The sequence below is a fragment of the Allomuricauda sp. CP2A genome, assembly GCF_001683915.1.
GTDB lineage: Bacteria > Bacteroidota > Bacteroidia > Flavobacteriales > Flavobacteriaceae > Flagellimonas.
On record NZ_LXTT01000001.1, the window covers coordinates 1 to 17,245 of the forward strand.

General features: G+C 43.3%; 16 protein-coding genes. 13 read left to right on the forward strand and 3 right to left on the reverse strand.

Annotated elements, in window-relative coordinates; genetic code table 11:
- A partial coding sequence (locus A7D14_RS00005) for a BspA family leucine-rich repeat surface protein (RefSeq protein WP_141673167.1) occupies positions 1–1,430 on the reverse strand: 1,430 nt, incomplete at its 3' end.
- A gap of 36 nt (positions 1,431–1,466) precedes the next feature.
- Here A7D14_RS00005 and A7D14_RS00010 point away from each other — a divergent pair.
- Positions 1,467–1,853 (forward strand): hypothetical protein, encoded by a 387-nt coding sequence (locus A7D14_RS00010; protein WP_141673168.1) that lies wholly within the window; start codon positions 1,467–1,469, stop codon positions 1,851–1,853.
- Positions 1,854–2,007: 154 nt separating this feature from the next.
- On the opposite strand, the gene A7D14_RS00015 is transcribed toward A7D14_RS00010, so the two are convergent.
- The gene (locus A7D14_RS00015; RefSeq protein ID WP_067028667.1) at positions 2,008–3,564 is read right to left on the reverse strand and encodes a M28 family peptidase; all 1,557 of its coding nucleotides are present in this window, start codon (positions 3,562–3,564) and stop codon (positions 2,008–2,010) included.
- Positions 3,565–3,674: 110 nt separating this feature from the next.
- Here A7D14_RS00015 and A7D14_RS00020 point away from each other — a divergent pair, with 110 nt between their 5' ends.
- From A7D14_RS00020 to A7D14_RS00030, 3 genes are all read left to right on the forward strand, one after another.
- Positions 3,675–4,601 carry a dihydrodipicolinate synthase family protein gene (locus tag A7D14_RS00020; RefSeq protein WP_067028670.1) on the forward strand — a complete coding sequence of 309 codons (927 nt, stop codon included), beginning with the start codon at positions 3,675–3,677 and terminating at the stop codon, positions 4,599–4,601.
- 143 nt (positions 4,602–4,744) lie between these two features.
- A complete protein-coding gene (locus tag A7D14_RS00025; RefSeq protein WP_067028573.1) occupies positions 4,745–6,001 on the forward strand; it encodes an NAD(P)/FAD-dependent oxidoreductase in 1,257 nt (418 codons plus the stop codon).
- An 83-nt stretch (positions 6,002–6,084) separates the two neighbouring features.
- A complete protein-coding gene (locus A7D14_RS00030) occupies positions 6,085–7,014 on the forward strand; it encodes a hypothetical protein (RefSeq protein ID WP_067028576.1) in 930 nt (309 codons plus the stop codon).
- A 10-nt stretch (positions 7,015–7,024) separates the two neighbouring features.
- On the opposite strand, the gene A7D14_RS00035 is transcribed toward A7D14_RS00030, so the two are convergent.
- A complete protein-coding gene (locus A7D14_RS00035; RefSeq protein WP_067028579.1) occupies positions 7,025–7,669 on the reverse strand; it encodes an alpha/beta hydrolase in 645 nt (214 codons plus the stop codon).
- Positions 7,670–7,730: 61 nt separating this feature from the next.
- Between A7D14_RS00035 and A7D14_RS00040 the strand changes: the two genes are divergently transcribed.
- From A7D14_RS00040 to A7D14_RS00080, 9 genes are all read left to right on the forward strand, one after another.
- A complete protein-coding gene (locus A7D14_RS00040) occupies positions 7,731–8,153 on the forward strand; it encodes a PaaI family thioesterase (RefSeq protein ID WP_067028581.1) in 423 nt (140 codons plus the stop codon).
- Positions 8,134–9,195: a chorismate-binding protein gene (locus A7D14_RS00045; RefSeq protein WP_255307354.1), complete on the forward strand. Its 1,062-nt coding sequence runs from the start codon at positions 8,134–8,136 to the stop codon at positions 9,193–9,195. Before A7D14_RS00040 ends, A7D14_RS00045 begins: the two co-directional genes overlap by 20 nt.
- Positions 9,196–9,249: 54 nt before the next feature.
- A complete protein-coding gene (gene menD, locus A7D14_RS00050; protein ID WP_067028585.1) occupies positions 9,250–10,986 on the forward strand; it encodes a 2-succinyl-5-enolpyruvyl-6-hydroxy-3-cyclohexene-1-carboxylic-acid synthase in 1,737 nt (578 codons plus the stop codon).
- A 36-nt stretch (positions 10,987–11,022) separates the two neighbouring features.
- Positions 11,023–11,364, forward strand: a complete 342-nt coding sequence (locus tag A7D14_RS00055; protein WP_067028588.1) for a DUF2853 family protein — start codon at positions 11,023–11,025, stop codon at positions 11,362–11,364.
- Between the two features lie 77 nt (positions 11,365–11,441).
- A complete protein-coding gene (locus A7D14_RS00060; RefSeq protein ID WP_067028591.1) occupies positions 11,442–12,272 on the forward strand; it encodes a S1 RNA-binding domain-containing protein in 831 nt (276 codons plus the stop codon).
- Between the two features lie 158 nt (positions 12,273–12,430).
- Entirely contained in the window at positions 12,431–13,033 is a 603-nt protein-coding gene (locus tag A7D14_RS00065; RefSeq protein WP_067028594.1) for an SPOR domain-containing protein, read from the forward strand.
- 2 nt (positions 13,034–13,035) lie between these two features.
- Positions 13,036–13,944, forward strand: coding sequence for a 1,4-dihydroxy-2-naphthoate octaprenyltransferase (gene menA, locus A7D14_RS00070; protein WP_067028597.1), 909 nt, complete (start codon positions 13,036–13,038; stop codon positions 13,942–13,944).
- 33 nt (positions 13,945–13,977) lie between these two features.
- Positions 13,978–14,733, forward strand: coding sequence for a LytR/AlgR family response regulator transcription factor (locus tag A7D14_RS00075; RefSeq protein WP_067028600.1), 756 nt, complete (start codon positions 13,978–13,980; stop codon positions 14,731–14,733).
- Positions 14,734–15,265: 532 nt separating this feature from the next.
- On the forward strand, positions 15,266–17,227 hold the full coding sequence (locus tag A7D14_RS00080) for a sensor histidine kinase (protein ID WP_067028676.1): 1,962 nt from the start codon (positions 15,266–15,268) through the stop codon (positions 17,225–17,227).
- Positions 17,228–17,245: the final 18 nt, after the last annotated feature.

The window sequence follows — 17,245 nt, forward strand, 5'->3', positions numbered from 1 at the left end:
TTCTGCGTTAGCTGTGTATTGCAATAATTGACCGATTCAGCGCCCAACATAATATTGGACGGCCCATTATTGTTCTGCACTTGGGTTGCCCAGCCTTGTAATGTGGCGCCATAGTTGTTGGGGCTAAGCCCTGAATAACTCAACATATCTGTCATATAAGTGACACTACCGATGTTCCATGCCCCAAGGTCTCTGTTAAAGGCAGCGGCATCAGCGAACATATAACTCATATTGGTGACATTGCTCACATCCCAGTCGCTGATGTTCCCGTTGAAAGCAATGTTATAAGTAAACATATAGCTCATATCGGTGACACTGCTCACATCCCAGCCACTGAGGTCCCCGTTGAAGCTGTCAGCACTGAAAAACATATAATTCATATCGGTGACATTGCTTACATCCCAGTCACTAAGGTCCCCATTGAAGGTATCGGCACCACCGAACATATGACTCATATCGGTCACTTGCGAGAGATCCGGCACGTCCGTGGCGTTGTACACCATGTTCCCACAAAATCTGAAGGCTTCATACGTGGTGACCCACGGGTTGGTGCCCCATTGTTCTATGCTTGCCAATTTAAGCGCATCAGCAACTTGAGTACTCCCCATCATTATTGCCGGGAAAGTACCCTTTATGGCCACGGTATGGGTGCCCGGCCCGGCATACTCATGCTGAACTGTGCTATCAATGAAATCGGTATTGGTGATGTCCTCCACCGTACCATCGCCCCAGTCTATGGTATAGTCGTAGGTAAGGGATTCATCCACCCCAATCACAATGATCTCATTGTTGGCCGTGGTTACCCATGTGGTGACAAAGGAGGCGGGATTCTCGGCCAGGGTATCGTAGACAGCGGTCACGGTAATGGTAATTTCTGCGGGGACTGGGTCGTTTACACCATCGGTCACCTCAACGGTAATAGTGTGCTCCTCTGCGGTCCCAAAGTCCAAGGACCTGCCGGAGGCCAGGCTCAGTTCGCCCGAGGAGGGGTCGATCTCAAATAGGTCGTTGTCGTTCACACTTATGGAGAAGGTAAGGGCATCGTCCTCGGCATCGGTGGCCAAAACGGTACCGATGACATCGGTGTCGGCAATGTTCTCCGCCGCTTCAAAGCCCTGGGGCTCGATCACGGGAGCCTGGTTCTGTGCGACGACTTCCGTTACATTTATGGTGATTGTGGCCGTGGCACTACCGTTCCCGTCTGTTACTCCCACCGTTATGGCATGGCTCTCGGCGGTCTCAAAGTCCAGGGTCTTGCCCTCAGCAAGGCTCAGCTCGCCCGAGGATGCGTCGATCTCAAAAATATCGTTGTCGTTCGTGCTTATGGAAAAGGTAAGGGCATCCTGTTCCGGGTCGGTGGCCGCAACGGTGCCGATCACATCGGTGTCGGCAATGTCCTCCGCCGCCTCAAAGCTCTGGGCCTCGATCACGGGGGGCTGGCCGATGTTTCCAATTCAGAGGATGGTGTGGTTCGGATAGGGAACGCTTCCACGTTTCATAATGGCAATGTTGCCTACACTTTGGGATTTCCCAATAAAGGTATGAATGTTACTGCGGCCCTAAATGGCACGCTCAATACCGTGGGTACAGAAAACGCTTCCACATGGGGTCCTACATTGAATGTCAACAACAGGTTTTTGGAGAATACGTTGAACACCAATTTTGGTGTTTCCCATAATACAAGTAATTCAAATACCACAAATACAAAAGTTACAAATCTAAGGGCCAATATATCCTATGTACTTAAAGAGAAGCACAACTTCCACTTGAATGTAATTCAATTGTTCAAAAGCCTTTCAACAGAAAACAGAAATGAACTTACCATTACCTTTGGACACAGCTACAGTTTTTGAAGCAAAGAGGAAAAAATGCCAACTGTCTATTCGAACTCCCGCCTGCTAAACGGTCAGGCAGGCGAGAATTTAAAAGGTTTTTTATGATCAAAAGGTTTCGACTGCGCTCAACCTGACAAATGAGCTTTAATTATTGTTTTGGCATAAATAGAATTCAATCCGCAACTTTATCCACCAAAACCTTGTTGGCCCTGTTGGCCACTTCCCAGGCCGTATGGAAAATCAAACGTGTGCGGTTTTCCAATAGATCATAGTTTATTTTATCCGGGGTATCGCCGGGGCGGTGATAATCTGCATGGGTCCCGTTAAAATAAAAGATGATGGGAATATTGTTCTTGGCAAAATTGTAGTGATCGCTACGGTAATAAAACCGATTGGGGTCGTTTTCATCATTATAGGTATAGTCCAACTCCAAGTTGGCATATTTGGCATTGATTTCCTCCGATAGCTTATGAAGCTCCGTACTCAATTTATCAGAACCAATAAGGTAAACATAGTTTCGGCCTCCGTTCCGTTGGGGATCAATGCGTCCGATCATATCAATATTTAGGTCTGCAACGGTTTGCGATAAAGGGAAAATCGGGTCCACATCGGTATAATATCTTGATCCCAAGAGTCCCTTTTCTTCTCCAGTTACATGCAAAAACACCACGGAACGTTTAGGGCCATCACCGGCATCGACTGCTTTCTTGAAGGCCTCTGCAATCTCAAGCATGGCCACGGTCCCAGAACCATCATCATCAGCACCGTTGTTGATTTCTCCATTGGCACTTACCCCAATATGGTCCAAATGGGAAGAAATGATCAGATATTCGTCCGGTTTTTCGGTTCCTTTTATAAAGGCGACCACATTTTCCGAGTCTATCTTGTCATTTCCACTGGCAATGTTCAGCTTCAGGTCCACCGAAATGGTTTTTGGCGAATGGTCGTTTTCAATATCTCCTTTGAAGGCTTTTGCAGCTGTTTCGTTAAGGATTACAATAAAATTGTCGGTGTTTGTTTCGGCCAACTCCATTTTTCCGCTATTGTTGGCCTTCATGAATTCAAAATACCCTTTGTACCGTGGAAAATTTTGGGAATCCCAGTACAAAATTCCTTTGGCCCCTTTTTCCATGGCTAAAGTGGCTTTTCTTTCCATGGCTTCGGACATATTGCTCCATACCGATTTTTTGGTAGTCCCTGAAAGGATATAATTGCCATTTGTATTCATGGGTTCACCAGATTTGATGAGGACCACTTTTCCATTCACGTCCAAGCCCCCATAATCCGAATAAGCATCCTCTTCTATGCCATAGCCCACATACACCACTTGATTGAAATCACCTTGGGCCACTGTAAATGCTAAGATATCTTCCCCAAGCTCAAAAGTGTTGTTGTTGATATTGATATTCCCTTCGGGAACCTTTGCCACTTCCAAGGGAACTTTCTGGAAATAGTCACCATCCTGTTTTGCAGCAGGAATCCCCAAGGCCCTATATTGATCTCTTAGGTATTCCACAGCCTTTTTTTGCCCCGGTTCTCCCGTTTCACGGCCTTCAAATTCATCAGAGGCATAGGTGTATAAATGATCTTTTAATTCGTCTTGGGTGATGGTTTGGGCATAGATGACGGGGTCTGCTACTGATATGGACTTTGCGGTTTCCTGTACGGTTCTTTGGGAAGAGTTACAGGCAAACAGAAAACCCAAAGCAATCAGTGCAAATTTGTTCATAGCGGAATATTTTTTCAAAATTCCCCAAAAGTACTCAAAAGATTGATAAAAATCTGATTGACTTTTCATGTCTTTGTGTATATTGAACACGTATGTCTAAATTTTTTTCCATGAAAATGAATTGGGTCGGGGTAATGCCGGCGGTAACGACAAAATTTACAAAGGACGACCAATTGGATCTTGATATGTTCTCCACGAACATCAATGCCCAGGTTGATGCTGGGGTACATGCCATCATATTGGGCGGAACCTTGGGAGAAGCAAGCACGCTTACCCAAGACGAAAAGCGAATTTTAGTGCAACATACCGTGGATCTCGTGGAAGATAAAGTTCCTGTGGTGATCAACATTGCTGAACAGACCACCAAAGATGCCATAATAGCTGCGGAACAGGCCGAAAAATACGGTGCTAAGGGAATTATGGTTCTGCCTCCCATGCGGTATAAGTCAACCGATTATGAGACCGTGGCCTATTTCAAGGCGGTGGCCCAAAATACCTCATTGCCCATGATGATCTACAACAATCCGGTGGATTATAAAATCGAGGTCACCCTGGATATGTTTGAGGAATTGGTACAGTACGATACTATTCAGGCTGTAAAGGATTCCGCTCGCGACATTACCAATGTTACCCGAATGCGGAACAGGTTTGGTGATCGGTTGAAAATTTTATGCGGAGTGGACACTTTGGCCATGGAAAGTATGTTGATGGGGGCCGATGGATGGGTGGCCGGTCTGGTATGCGCTTTTCCAAGGGAAACCGTGGCCATTTATGAATTGGTGAAAGCCGGCAGGATTAAAGAGGCCACGGCCATTTATAGATGGTTTATGCCGTTGTTGGAATTGGACATTAGCCCACAATTGGTACAGAACATAAAATTAGCCGAAGTAGCCACCGGAATGGGCACAGAGTACGTTCGTTTGCCCAGAATGCCCCTGCAGGGCAAGGAAAGGGAACGGGTTGAGGCCATCATTGAGGAAGGAATGCGAACCAGACCGGATATTCCTGATTTGGTACGTGCCAAGGCCAATGTTTGAACACGCTAAGATTATGACCGCCCAAAATCATTAAAAATTAGGGCAAACTTCTATCCTTAGAAATTATTTACATTCTAAATTTGTGCAGAAATTCATGGTTATGATCCATGAGGTTTTCACACATGGTTTTTAAGTGATAGGATATGGGCAAAAATAAAAATGTGGTCATTATTGGCGGTGGGATTGTAGGACTTTCAACAGCTTATTTTTTACAGAAAGAGGGCCATCAGGTAACGGTTTTAGACAAGTCCGATATTTCTTCGGGAGCTTCCTTTGTCAATGCAGGCTACCTAACACCAAGCCATATTGTACCCTTGGCTTCCCCGGGAATGATCTCAAAGGGAATCAAGTACATGTTCAATTCCTCCAGTCCGTTCTATATGAAACCCAGATTGGATATTGACTTTATAAAATGGGCCTGGTACTTTAAAAAGTCATCTACAAAGGCCAAAGTGGAGCGCGCAATGCCCATCATAAAGGATATTAATTTGTTGAGCCGAAAACTCTATGAAGAGATGCAGGCTTCCGGTGATCTCGGCGATTTTCATATTGGGAACAAAGGATTGCTTATGCTCTATCAAACCGAAAAAGCCAGAGATCATGAGCTTGAGGTAATGAAAAAAGCCCAAGAAATGGGATTGGAGGCCAGCCATTTGGAAGCTGATGGGTTGAAAAAAATAGAGCCCAATATTGAACTCAATGCCATGGGCGCCATTCATTACGAATGTGATCGGCATACCACCCCTCCGCAAATCATGATGGGGCTTTTGGAACACCTTTCCAATAGTGGGGTGAGCATCCATAAGGGAGAAGAGGTTTTGGATATGGAGGTAAAAGATGGTGTGGTATCGGAAATACGGACCAACAAAGCCAGTTATCAAGCTGATGAAGTGGTTTTTGCTGCGGGGTCGTGGACATCACATCTTTCAAAGAAAATCAACATCGATTTGCCGCTGCAAGCAGGAAAGGGCTACCGAATCAATGTGGAATCGCCCACAAAAATATCCATGCCGGCCATTCTCATGGAGGCCAAAATGGCCGTTACGCCCATGCAGGGCTTTACCCGTTTTGCCGGAACCATGGAATTTTCCGGAATCAACAATACCATTCGCAAAGAAAGGGTGGAGGCCATTGCCAAAGGTGCAGAACACTATTATAAGGGGCTTACGATTTCGGAGGAGGACAAAAGCAATGCACAATGTGGGCTACGCCCCGTTACGCCAGATGGGTTGCCTTATATTGGAAGACCCAGAGGATATAAAAATTTGACCATCGCCACCGGACATGCCATGATGGGCTGGAGTTTGGGCCCTGGAACAGGAAAAATGATCACCGAACTGATCTCTGGTAAAAAAACAGGGATGGATTTATCCCCGTTCAGCCCAGACCGGAAGTTCTAATGCCCTTGTTTTCTTTAGGTTAATTTCGGCATAGTGTATGCTATTAATTTTTTAATTGGCTTAATTCGAAGTAATTTTACAGCATGAAAAAGAACTACGCTACGCTTTTCTTTCTTGTTTTTTTCCTTGCCCCTGGACTACGTTCCCAAGAAATACAAATATTCACGGTTCAGGATTTTGACCTTAATGGCAGGGTGAAGTCCTGTTTGGTCATCACCGATTATGGAAGGGAATCCTTTGAGTTCAACAAGGAAGGGATATTGACCAAAACGGTGACCCAATACAACGATACCGATCAAGATATCACCTATTACAAATACAACAACGGTGAGCTCGTGGAAAGGCGGATGGAGAGTTATAAGAACAATGTGCTGGACGCATCGACCTCCATGGCCAATTTTTATGAGATCGATACCGTCCCCCAAAGAAAAGTCTTGGAAAAGATCATTTCCTACGACAAGGAATTTCTGGAACAACAGGAATATTTGTATGATGAAGAAGGTAGGTTGACAAAGATAACCACCTCTAATTCAGATGGGGTGGATGAGACCACTTTTGAATACACACCCTATAAAAATGAGCTTACTACCAGTATTTTCACCAATGGTATTCTTGAAAAGACCATACGAAATTCAGAACGCAAGGGCCCCAAGGGTACACAAAAGGTGGTTCTGACCAAGGAATATCTTGATGGGGAACCCAACCGGGCCACTGAGGAGGTTTTTAATTCAGAAGGTAATTTGGTGACCAGTGAGTTTTTTCAATATGATTTTGAAGGGAAGGAATTTGTTTCCCAAAAGAAATTATTTTACCATTATGCCAATGGTGTTCTGGACAAAGTAGTCACTAAAACCGTGAATACGGAGTCCGTGGAATCCTATATTTTCCAGTTTGATAGCAATGAAGAAAAGAACTGGGTCAAGAAAATCATCACGCCCGGCAACACCTACACCACCCGGGTAATCAAGTATTACCCAAAAGAAGAGCCTACAACAGAATCCAATGAGGGATAATGCATGTAGCTTATAACAAACCCTGAATAATCCCAGGTTTCACTTCGTGTCCGCCTTCAAAAGTTGTGATTTCTGCTCTCCCTTGAAATAAGCTGTCAATTTTCACTTTTTCGGATTTTACTCGTTCTGGAGTGAGATATTCATCGGTATCTCCATACATAATTTTTATGGTCGTGGCTTCCAAATCCAGAAAATCAAAATCTTCCCTTTTTAATTCATTGGGAATCCCTCCTGCATAGAGAATCAATGCCCTGACTTCAATTTTTCTATGGACCAGCCAACGGGTCGCAATGGAAACGCCTTGGGAAAAACCAAAGAGGATGAGGTTCAAATCTGAAGGGATTTGTTCCGCATCAAAAACCGCATCCACATAATTGAGCACATTGTCAATTTCCATGGGAGTATTTTCCTTGGTCAGCCAACTGGCACCAACATATTTGTACTCATCTTTCAAATAATATTTTGAGGGCGCCTGGGGCACAATAATGTGGTTCTCGTCAGGATTAAGACCATCAAAATATTTTACAAAATAGCGGCTCAAATACCCAATGCCATGAAACACCAACCATACATTCTTGGTTTTCGGGTTGATGGGATTTTGGGTTAGATAGGTGTTCTGGGCGGTGTAGGTTACGGTCTTTTCACTTGGACCCATAAAGTCGTTTCTAAGTTGTTCGATTGCTTTAGCTTTGTGTAATTTTACAAAAAATAGAAGGATGGAAGCGCATAAAGAGAAGATTCTCTCCGTTTGTAACGAAATTTGCAAAGGGACATTGATGGAAACCTTGGACATTACCTATATAGATGTGGGCGAGAATTTTTTATTGGCCCGTATGCCTGTAACCCCCAAGGTGCATCAACCCGATGGCGTGCTACATGGGGGTGCCACGGTGGCCTTGGCTGAAAGTGTGGGCAGCGCGGCTTCCTATATTTTTTTGGATGCAAAGCAATTTTTTGTGCGTGGCATTGAAATTTCCGCTAACCACGTAAGATCAATTGCGGAGGGCTTTGTATACGCTCGCGCATCCATCTTGCACAAAGGCCGAACCACCCAACTTTGGGAGATAAAGATTACTGATGAGGATGGCAAACTGATTTCCAATTGTAAACTGACCACCATTGCCTTACCCAGAAAATAGGGACTTCCAAGCCATTCTTCAGAAAATCGATGCATGTCTTAAAAAAGGCCTGCCCTTTGCTGCCTACCGAAAACCTCGGGAAGAGAGAGTGACCGCTGTTTTTCAGGCTGATGATACATTGTACCAAACTACCAATTTTGAAGAAAAAGGTTTTGTTTTTGCCCCGTTTGACCTTCAGGACAATGCCATTTTGATCCACCCCGATGAAGTACTTTCAACAGTGGTCAAAATCAAGATCAAGGCTAAAAAAAGTGCTGTTGACTTTTCAGATAACGGAAAGGAAGCCCATATCAATTTAGTCAAAAAGGGGATTTCTGAAATACAGACCGGCAAACTCCAAAAAGTGGTACTGTCCAGGAAAATGGAGGTTGAAACCACTACAAAACCGGTTCAAATCCTTCAAAATCTTTTGGACAATTATCCCAACGCCTTTTGCTATCTGTTCCATCATCCCAAAGTGGGTACATGGTGCGGCGCCACTCCCGAAACCTTGGTGAAAATCAAAGACAGCAAATTGCATACGATGTCCTTGGCGGCCACTTTACCTTTTGATGGAGATAAAGCACCGCAATGGGGCACAAAGGAAGTTGAGGAACAGCAAATGGTCTCGGATTACATCCGGGAACGATTGGGACAAGCCATGGAGGAACTTCATATCGGAAAAGCGGAATCCATCAGGGCTGGCAATCTGTGGCATTTGCGCTCTGAGGTAAAAGGAACTTTATCCCCGGGAAATGACATCAGAAAAGTTATTACCGCATTGCACCCCACCCCTGCAGTCTGTGGAATACCGGCCCAAGCGGCCAAAGCCTTCATTTTGAAGCATGAAAATTATCAGCGCAATTTTTACACAGGTTTTTTAGGTGAATTGAACCTGAACAACAAAAGTGAAACCTCACTTTTTGTCAACCTGCGGTGTATGGAATTGCAGGGAAACAAGGCCACTATTTTTGTCGGTGGCGGAATCACTTCGGCCTCCCATCCAGAAGGCGAATGGGTTGAGACCCAGAACAAAAGCAAGACCATGATTAACATCCTGTAATTTGATGCTCCTTAATTTAGGGGAATACGGTTTAGGGATGTATTTTTGTGGTCCATGATGTACTCAGATATTCCCTCGGCGCAGACATTGGTACTGTACTTTAAGTCCAGAGGAGTCAAACATATTGTGATTTCCCCGGGCTCTAGGAATGCTCCCTTGACCATCGGATTTTCCAAAAATCCATTTTTTACCTGTTACAGTATTGTTGATGAGCGTTGCGCTGCCTTTTTTGCCATGGGAATGGCCCAGCGGTTACAAGAGCCCGTAGCTGTAGTTTGTACCTCGGGAAGTGCGCTTTTGAATTATTACCCGGCAGTGGCCGAAGCATTTTATAGCGATATCCCTTTGATCGTGGTTTCTGCGGATAGACCCAGTTATCGGATTGATATTGGTGATGGACAGACCATTCGACAGGAAAATGTGCTGGAAAAGCACATCGGCTACTCCGCCAATTTAAAACAGGATCTTTCCCATGCCTCTGAATCTGTTTCAAAATGGGGGGGAGATCTTTTAAGGCAAACCCAACAATCGGTTCAGGAGTACAACGAAAGGACGCTTGTGAATGCCTTGCAAATAGCACGGTGGAAAAAAACTCCGGTACACATCAACATTCCGTTTGAAGAACCTTTGTACGGTGTTGTGGAAAAGCCAAGCCTGCTGATTTCTGAAAAGAAGATGGATATTCCTATCGATTCAAGTCAAGAAGATTGGGCAGCATATGCCTCCATTTGGAAGGAAAGTGGTCGGAAAATGATATTGGTAGGGGTCAATCAGCCGAACGCAATGGAAAAAGAAGTGCTGGATGCCTTGGCCCAAGACGAAAATACTTTGGTGTTTACGGAGACCACCTCCAACATGCACCATCCTGAATTTTTCCCGAGCATAGATAGCATCATCGCACCCATTGAAAAGTCGGAGAATAAAGATGCCCTCTTAAAAGCGCTTCAACCTGATATATTGGTCACGTTTGGTGGGTTGATCGTTTCCAAAAAAATCAAGGCGTTTTTGCGGGCGTATCAACCTAAGGAACATTGGCACGTGGATTCCAAAAAAGCGTTTGATACCTTCTTTTGTCTCTCAAAACACATAAAAGTCGACCCAAACGATTTCTTCAAAGCGATTTTACCTGCGGAAACCAAAAAGAGTGACTACAAAACCAAGTGGCAAGAAGCCAAGAAACACTATGAGGCTAGGAGGGAGGCTTATCTTGACCAGATTCCATTTTCTGATTTTACTGTTTTTGACCGAGTGATGCAGGATATACCCGAAGGGTATCAGGTGCATTTGGCCAATAGTTCCACGGTGCGCTACACCCAATTGTTTCCAATGGATGCTTCCTTAAAAGTGTTTTGTAACCGTGGCACCAGTGGCATTGATGGCAGTACATCAACGGCTGTTGGGGCATCGATTCATGCAGAGGAACCCACTTTGTTAATCACAGGCGACCTGAGCTTCTTTTACGACAGCAATGGATTGTGGAATGCCCATATTCGCCCTGATTTTAGGATCATTCTCATCAACAATTCCGGTGGTGGTATTTTTAGGATTCTCCCGGGAAAAGAGGATACGGAGGAGTTTTCCACCTTTTTTGAGACCCAACATTCCTTCACTGCGGAGCATTTGGCCCAGATGTACGGATTTGACCATTACACGGCAGAAAATGAGCAGGAGCTTGCTGAGGGATTGAACAGTTTTTACGCTACTTCGCTTAAGCCCAAAATATTAGAAATTAGCACCCCCCGTTTGATGAACAATAAAATTTTGCTTGGGTACTTCGATTTCATATCTTAGGAGCAAGGTAAAAATCAAACAAAACACCAATCAATCATGAGCAAAAGAGACGAGTTGATCACGAAGTACGCCGAGGACATCCAAGGCAAATTTGGGAAGACACCAGACATGGATTTATTGACCAAGGTGGCCATCGGGCTGGGCCCTGCCATTTACAATTTGGATGCTTCCCGGGTTTCTGGATCGGATGAAAAGGAATTGGAAACCGTAAAGAACAATTTCTTGGTCAAAAAATTGGGACTTGCGGACAGTCCAGCCCTAATGGAAGCCATTGGCAGCGTTATTGATGGTTATGGACGTTCCGAAAAGAACAAGTACCGCGCTGTGATCTACTATATGCTGACCAAGTATTTTGGAAAAGAATCCGTTTATAACTAAAGGGGTCAAAAAATCAAATAGGGCTGTCCTTTTGGGCGGCTTTTTTTATACCCGTATTTTCAGTCTACCTTTGCACTATGATAGAATTGGGAAACTATAACACCTTAAAAGTATTGCGAAGCACAAGTGTTGGCCTTTTCTTGGGCGACGAAGAGGGCACAGAGGTGCTGCTGCCCAACAAATATGTCCCCGAGGATTTTCAGATTGATGCAGAAATGGAGGTGTTTTGTTATCTCGATAATAATGAGCGGCCCATCGCCACTACCCTAAAACCTTACATTAAGCGCAATGGTTTTGCCTTTTTAAAAGTGGCTGAGGTGACTGACTTCGGTGCCTTTATGGATTGGGGACTGGAGAAACACCTTTTGGTGCCTTTTCGGGAGCAGACTGAACGGATGGAGGAAGGCAAGAAATATGTGGTACACTGCTATCTGGATGAAGAGTCCTTCCGGTTGGTGGGTTCAAGTAAGATAAACAAGTTTTTGTCCAATGAGAATACGGCCTATGAAGTGAATGACGAGGTGGACGTTCTGGTGACCCGAAAAACACCCTTGGGATGGGAGGTGATCGTGGACCAAAAACACAAAGGACTCATTTTTGATAGTGACTTGTTCAAGCCTGTTTCAGTGGGCAGTGGATTTAAGGGGTATATCAAAAATGTAAGGGACGATAAAAAAATAGACGTTTCCCCGCAGCCCATCGGGGCGCAAATGTTGGAGCCAACCGCCAAAATGATATTCGATAAACTGCACGAGAACAATGGCTTTTTGCCCCTTCACGACAAGTCTTCCCCGGAAGAGATTCAAAATGCGCTCCATTTGAGCAAAAAGGCTTTTAAAAAAGGAGTGGGGATATTGTACCGACAGCGGAAAATAAATATTAAGGATGATGGCATTTATTTGGTTTGAAGAGCTAGGAATCAGTAAGTTCTCAATAAAACCCCTGTAGCGATAAATTCACACCGCTAAGTTTTTTTCTTTACGTAAAAATTTTACATTTGTATTTATGTATTAACTTACTGGAAGCTATGTCTTTAGCATAGTACCGAACCAAAACCACTTAACATATGCCTTTTATTGAAGAAAGTGACCTGTTGGACCTTCATAAGGATATAGATAAGGCCCAGATTATCAACGAAAGACTTTTGGACCAAATCAAGTATAAAAACAAGGACCTCCGAAAGATAAAGCTACAACGCAATATTTTACTGGGCATTACCGGTTTGTTTGTCATTGGGGTTTTGGCCATCACTTCGTTCACTGCGGGATTGAGCAGTAAAAATTCATTTGAAAATCAGAACAACCACCTTTTGGTTTCCATAGATAGTTTGGATGCTGTAAAAACACGCATAGACAATCTGAAAGCGCAAAATGAAGAGCTTAGTTTGGTTCGGGAGTTCTATTTGGCCAAGGCATTTTTGGACAAGGAAAAAATATATTCCGTACAGGTAAAATCCTTTGTGGACAACAATGTCACTTTAGCTTCTGAAGCATTGACCAATACTCTTTTTGTAAAGACAAATCCTTTCTACGCCTATTCACTTGGTAATTTTGAAACTTTGGACGAGGCCCAATCGTTCAGGAAACAATTGGTTCAGATGGGCTTTAAGGATGCCTTTGTGGCTTCTTACAAAGATGGCAAACGGATACAAATAGAAGACCCTTATTAATCTTGGCAAATGTAAAGGCCTGGATACAGGCCGCTAGACTGCGGACCCTTCCTCTTTCTTTATCGGGAATTATTGTCGGTACAGCCTTGGCCCAAAAAAAAGGGTTTTTTGAGCTGGGCATTTTTGTGTTGGCCCTGTTGACCACTATTGGTTTTCAGGTTACCTCCAACTTTGCCAATGATTATGGCGATGGGGTAAAGGGCACCGACAATGAAGATCGGATTGGCCCCGCCAGGGCACTGCAAAGTGGATTGCTTTCAAGACCCGTTCTGAAAAAAGGGATCATTGTTTCAATTATCGTTACCATGGTGTTGGCCATGGCTCTGATCTATAGGGCTTTTGGCACTGAGGATTTGATCTACGTGCTCCTCTTTTTCTTTTTGGGGACCTTGAGCATCTGGGCGGCCCTTAAATACACCATAGGTTCCAATGCATATGGGTATATAGGTTTGGGTGATGTGTTCGTTTTTCTTTTTTTTGGACTTTTAGGGGTTTTGGGCAGCATGTTTTTATATACCAAGGCTTTGGATTGGGTCTCGGTTCTGCCGGCCGTGGCCATTGGGCTGTTGTGTGTGGGGGTACTCAACCTGAACAATCTTAGGGATGTGGTATCGGACAAAAAGCACGGAAAGAACACTTTGGTGGTTAAAATGGGGTTTGCGAACGGAAAACGCTATCATTTTATGTTGATTTTCATCGCTTTTTTGTGTTTTCTCGGTTATATCTGGATGGAAAGCATCAACCTTTGGAACTCCTATTTTATGGTGGCCTTTGTGCCTATTTTGATCCATTTGGCAACCGTTTTTAAAACCGATGAACCAGGCGAACTTGATGGGGAACTTAAAAAATTGGCTCTCAGTACCTTTGCACTGGCGATATTGTTCTATATTGCTATCAATAATTTTTTGTAATTTTGAGATACAACCAAATAAACTTTAAGGAACTTGGAACATCCGATTAAAATATTAATTGTTGAGGACAATGTCATTATCGCTGATGACATGCAGTCCATGCTGGAAGAAATCGGCTATGAGATCGTGGACAATGTCATTGTTTATGAGCAGGCTGTGGAGGTATTGAAAAACAATCATGTGGACTTGGTCTTGATCGACATTATTCTGGCTTCCGATAAAACAGGCATCGATCTTGGAAAGCACATTAGGGAATCGTACAATATTCCTTTCATCTTTGTGACCTCCAACTCGGACAGGGCAACGGTTGAGAATGCCAAAACCGTAAAACCTGATGGCTATTTGGTAAAACCATTTGAACAACAGGATTTGTACACCTCCATAGAAATTGCACTTTCCAATTTCAACTATAACAAGAAAGGTGAAATTAGGGATGCTGAGGGAGAAGAAGGTGAAAGCTTTACTTCCAATTCTGTTTTAAAGGATTCCATCTTCGTAAAAAAACAACACCTGTACTACAGAATTCAGTTTACGGATATCCAGTTTATCAAAGCAGATAATGTTTATTTGGAAGTGAACACGGCAGACAAAAAGTTTTTGGTTCGTTCCCCGCTCAAGGATTATTTGGAGAAATTACCCAAAAACAAGTTTTATAGGGCACACAAATCCTATATCGTGAATGTGGATCACATCGATGCCATCAACTCAAAAGATATTATGATCAATAATAACTTGATTCCAATTTCCAAGGATTTCAAGGAATTTATCCTTTCCTCGATGAACAGTTGATTTCAAGAGGAAAACAAGAATATAAAGAGTGCCCTTAGGGGCACTTTTTTTATGCCACAATCTTTTCAGTGCCAATGACCACAACTTTTTAAGGGTTCACAACAATGTTTTTCAGCAATGGAATTCCTCGCATACTTTAGCAGTGTAATTAATTAGAAAGTAATTTTTTCATTTTCATATAGTGTTCTCGTAAAAGGGTCTTGTTTAATAGCAAGGCCTTTTTTGGTTTTATAGAAGTAGCCAAAATCCATGAAATGCACAAAACATCGACAAAAGGTTGTTTCACATACCTCTGGATACATTTCACAACAGAAATTGGCAGTTTCACAACAATACTGAACAACTCTGTCCCTTTGCATTTAATTTTGGCACTAAACTAACGTTCTTTATATACCCCATACGTTGATTCCAAAGGTTGAGTCAATACGATCCATCCAGCGCAGAAATCATCTATAGGGAAATAAAAATAAAGGGCACAAACAATACTGTGGGATTCCAAATAATTTTTTGGGATGCTGTATATAGTAAATTAATGGAACGTTACGTCAGAATTTTATTCACTTTACTTTGTTTTGTTTTTCTTTACAACGGTTCTGCGCAGTCCCCAGAGGATGAAGAGCAGAGTGTTCTAAAGGAATTTCAGGACACCAACCTTCCAAAAGAACGGTTCACTGTTTTTTTCAATTCCATAGACCGTTACAATCAAAACTCGGCTTACGATTGGTTGGACACCATCAAGATATATCTTTCCAACGCAGAAAAAACCAATGATACAACTGCGATTCGCTTGTACCAAGTGATGCAGGCACAGATTTATAACGATCTGGGCGAGTACGACAAGAGCACCACTTTGGCCAAAGACCTTTATGCAGCCAAAGACTCCTTGGATGTGGATTCGCAAAAAGCCATCTTGGATGTTTTGGACGATAATTATGCCAACCTTCAACTATTTGACAAGCAGATAGAAATCAGAAAGCAAAAAAAGGAGATGGGCATCACCGAAAATATTGCTTTCTATGATATTTACAGTAACCTTGGGCTCTACAGAAAGGCAAGGAACCAATACATCATGGAGGTTAAGCCCACCATTGCGGACAACGATTCGTATGGTCTGGCCAAATACCACAGTAAGGTGGGCAATTATCTGAGGTTGGACAATTCTGCCCCCACCGCTTTGAGCGAATTAAAAAAAGCAAAGGCCTATCTTGATGTGTACCTTAACGATATCTCCATTCAAAAAAGTGAGGATGAACTTTTTGAAAGCGATTTGCTAAAGGCAGAAATAGAAGGGAACATTGGTAAATGCCAGGTTATGTTGGGGGAATATGAAGAAGCCATTCCACTTCTTGAAAGCAGTATCGAAGTTTTGGACACCTCTTCCAAGAACAGCCATAAAAGTGAGATGGTGGAAAACACCCTCTATTTGGCCGATGCCAATTTGCAGCTGGATCGATTTTTGGCCGCCAAGCGAAACCTTGATGTTGAGTATGAGAACATTGGTGCGCTACAACTTATTAAGCGAAATAGTCTATTGGCGGCATATTATGACAAGGTGGAGAACTATAAAAACGCCGCCATGTACTACAAGCGCAATGAACGGATTAAAGATTCCATGGCGCAAAAGCAGTCCTCCATCATAAAACAGCAGTTGGTCACCATTGTGGCCAATGAAGATTTGGAAAACTCACAACGTTTGATCGAGGAGCAGAAACGCATCAATGAACTGGCCCGCAGTGAAATGAAGGCCAAAGATGAGCGAATGCACTTGGTATTTGTCTCGTTGATATTTACCCTACTCGGTTTTGCAGGGTTGGTCTATGCCTATTTAAAAAGTATCAAGAACCAACGCTTGATTGCCGAGCAAAAGCACATCATTGAAAATGCCCTTGTTGAAAAGGATTCTTTGCTCAAAGAAATCCATCACCGGGTAAAGAACAACCTACAGATGGTATCAAGTTTGCTGAGCCTTCAAACCAAAAATACACGAAGCAAAGCAGCCATTGAGGCATTGGAAGAAGGAAAGAGCAGGGTAAAGGCCATGGCATTGATACACCAAAAACTGTATCAAAATGATGATCTGTCGGTCATTGAAATGCAAGGATATATTGAGAGTCTTATCAACAGCGTGCAGTCTGTCTACAAAAAAGGAGGGCATAACATTAGCATTACCATTGATGCCGAAGGCACGGAATTGGACATTGATAGGGCCATTCCTTTTGGATTGATCTTGAACGAATTGGTCTCCAACTCTTTCAAATATGCTTTTCCCGACAATGATGAAAATGGGAAAATCTATATCCATCTTCGCAAAAATGGCGATCAAGGTTATTTTGAATACACCGATAACGGTATTGGCCTTCCCGAAGATACCGAGGAACGGTCCCATTCTTCCATGGGAATCCGCCTGATGAACCGATTGGTCAACCAACTGCAATCCAAGCTGAACATTGACAAGCAAGGCGAGGGCGTTCGTTTTTGGTTCAATTTTAGCTGATCATTTTTTATCCAAAAC

Excerpts from the sequence above, each read along its gene's own strand:
- A7D14_RS00055 (WP_067028588.1), top strand. The coding sequence starts at position 11,023 with ATGAGCAAAAGAGACGAGTTGATCACGAAGTACGCCGAGGACATCCAA.
- A7D14_RS00015 (WP_067028667.1), bottom strand. The coding sequence starts at position 3,564 with ATGAACAAATTTGCACTGATTGCTTTGGGTTTTCTGTTTGCCTGTAAC.
- A7D14_RS00060 (WP_067028591.1), top strand. The coding sequence starts at position 11,442 with ATGATAGAATTGGGAAACTATAACACCTTAAAAGTATTGCGAAGCACA.
- A7D14_RS00065 (WP_067028594.1), top strand. The coding sequence starts at position 12,431 with ATGCCTTTTATTGAAGAAAGTGACCTGTTGGACCTTCATAAGGATATA.
- A7D14_RS00035 (WP_067028579.1), bottom strand. The coding sequence starts at position 7,669 with ATGGGTCCAAGTGAAAAGACCGTAACCTACACCGCCCAGAACACCTAT.
- menD (WP_067028585.1), top strand. The coding sequence starts at position 9,250 with ATGATGTACTCAGATATTCCCTCGGCGCAGACATTGGTACTGTACTTT.
- A7D14_RS00030 (WP_067028576.1), top strand. The coding sequence starts at position 6,085 with ATGAAAAAGAACTACGCTACGCTTTTCTTTCTTGTTTTTTTCCTTGCC.
- A7D14_RS00040 (WP_067028581.1), top strand. The coding sequence starts at position 7,731 with ATGGAAGCGCATAAAGAGAAGATTCTCTCCGTTTGTAACGAAATTTGC.
- A7D14_RS00020 (WP_067028670.1), top strand. The coding sequence starts at position 3,675 with ATGAAAATGAATTGGGTCGGGGTAATGCCGGCGGTAACGACAAAATTT.
- A7D14_RS00025 (WP_067028573.1), top strand. The coding sequence starts at position 4,745 with ATGGGCAAAAATAAAAATGTGGTCATTATTGGCGGTGGGATTGTAGGA.
- A7D14_RS00080 (WP_067028676.1), top strand. The coding sequence starts at position 15,266 with ATGGAACGTTACGTCAGAATTTTATTCACTTTACTTTGTTTTGTTTTT.